This is a genomic window from Allosphingosinicella sp., assembly GCF_036387215.1.
In the GTDB taxonomy this organism is placed as follows: Bacteria; Pseudomonadota; Alphaproteobacteria; order Sphingomonadales; family Sphingomonadaceae; genus Allosphingosinicella.
The window spans coordinates 1-1,577 of record NZ_DASVUE010000330.1; the positions used below are offsets into that span (position 1 = coordinate 1).

Below are 1,577 nucleotides of genomic sequence, written 5' to 3' on the forward strand. Positions count from 1 at the left end.
GATTTGAAGCGCTTTCACGCGGCGAACCTTGCCCCGAACATCGCCAGCTTCCGCATCGTCGGAGCGGTGGACCAGGCGCGGGTGAACGCGGCGCTGCGGGATCTCGGCGCCAGATGGCAGCGGCGGGAGGTGAACATCCCCTCCTATCCGGCGCCGCAGCCGCCCGCTGCATCGAAAGTCTATTTCTACGACCTTCCCGGCTCCAAGCAGTCGGTGTTCGCGTTCGGCTATCCTGCCGTCACCCGCGCGGACCCCAATTACTATCCGGCCGTGGTGATGAACTACATCCTCGGCGGCGGCGGCTTCGCATCGCGGCTTACGCAGCAGCTTCGCGAGGGCAAGGGCTATACGTACGGCATCCGCGCCGGCTTCTCGGGCGGCGTCCGGCATGGCACTTTCGAGGTGACGAGTGGCGTCCGCTCGAACGTGACGCTCGAGGCGGCGGACCTCACCAAAACGATCCTCGGCGATTTCGGAAGCACCTTTACCGATGCCGATCTTGATGTGACGAAGAGCTTCCTCACCAAGAGCCGCTCGCGCTCGTTCGAGACCGCGGACGCGAAGCTCCGCTACCTCGGAGCGATCAGCGACTACGGCCTTCCCGTCGATTATCCTCAGCAGGAGCAGGCGATCGTCGATACGATGACCGTCGCGCAGATCAGGGAGCTGGCCAGCCGCTACGTCCGGCCGGGCGCGATGAATTACGTGATCGTGGGGGATGCGGCGACGCAGGCGAAGCGGCTGGAAGCGCTCGGCTTCGGGCCGCCGGTGATGCTGAACGAGACACTGGCGCGGCTGGACAAGTAGCGGGTTGACAGGGCCGGCAGCCTAAACTCTTCTCAAGGCATGCGGATCTTTCTCTTCCTGCTCAGCCTCTTCGCGGCCGCCGGCACCGCCGACGCCGCCTATGTGATCGACACCGGCCCCGGAACGAGCACGGCGCCCTATGTCGTCGGGCCGCAGTTCGGAACCTACGGACAGTTCACGCTGACGCAGGCGACCCGCATCGGCGGGATCCAGTTCTACGGCACGATCACGAACCCCGGCACCGCCCTGTTCAACCTCAGCTTCGGCGGCACCAACGCACCCGGCACTTTCATCTTCACGCAGACGATGAGCTTCGGCACCGCCGCCGGCGAGGGGTGGCACGGGCTCTCGGACCTGGACCTGGAGCTTGGCCCCGGCACCTATTGGGTCGGTTTCGCGTCCGGCGGCGACGGGTTTGCAGCTCAGCATTATGGCTCTGCCCCCAACCCGCTCGGGAACGAAGCCTATTATACCCCGCTCGGCGGCTATACCGACGCCGACAATGCGAACCTGGCCTGGCGGATTTCCAGCGTCGCCGCCGGCGCTCCGGAACCGGCCGCATGGGCGATGATGATCCTCGGCTTCGGAGCGGTCGGCGCTTCGCTCCGGCGCGCGAGGTCGGCCGGCTTCGCCACGGCGTAGCGCCCGCTCTTAACCGGACCGTAAAGCTGTTCCTCCATTGATCCGTGCATGAACGCTGCCGCGCGGCAGCAGGAAGCGGATCGTCGTTGGACCTGATCGTCGATAGCGTGGCCGGCTCGGCACCCTGG

General features: G+C 66.1%; 2 protein-coding genes. Both read left to right on the forward strand.

Translation table 11 applies throughout. From position 1 onward, the window contains the following. Nucleotides 1–807 (forward strand): M16 family metallopeptidase (locus VF662_RS13425; protein WP_464142129.1); only part of this gene is annotated, 807 nt, incomplete at its 5' end. 39 nt (nucleotides 808–846) lie between these two features. After that, a complete protein-coding gene (locus VF662_RS13430; protein WP_464142131.1) occupies nucleotides 847–1,449 on the forward strand; it encodes a PEPxxWA-CTERM sorting domain-containing protein in 603 nt (200 codons plus the stop codon). Nucleotides 1,450–1,577: the final 128 nt, after the last annotated feature.

Excerpts from the sequence above, each read along its gene's own strand:
- VF662_RS13430 (WP_464142131.1), top strand. The coding sequence starts at position 847 with ATGCGGATCTTTCTCTTCCTGCTCAGCCTCTTCGCGGCCGCCGGCACC.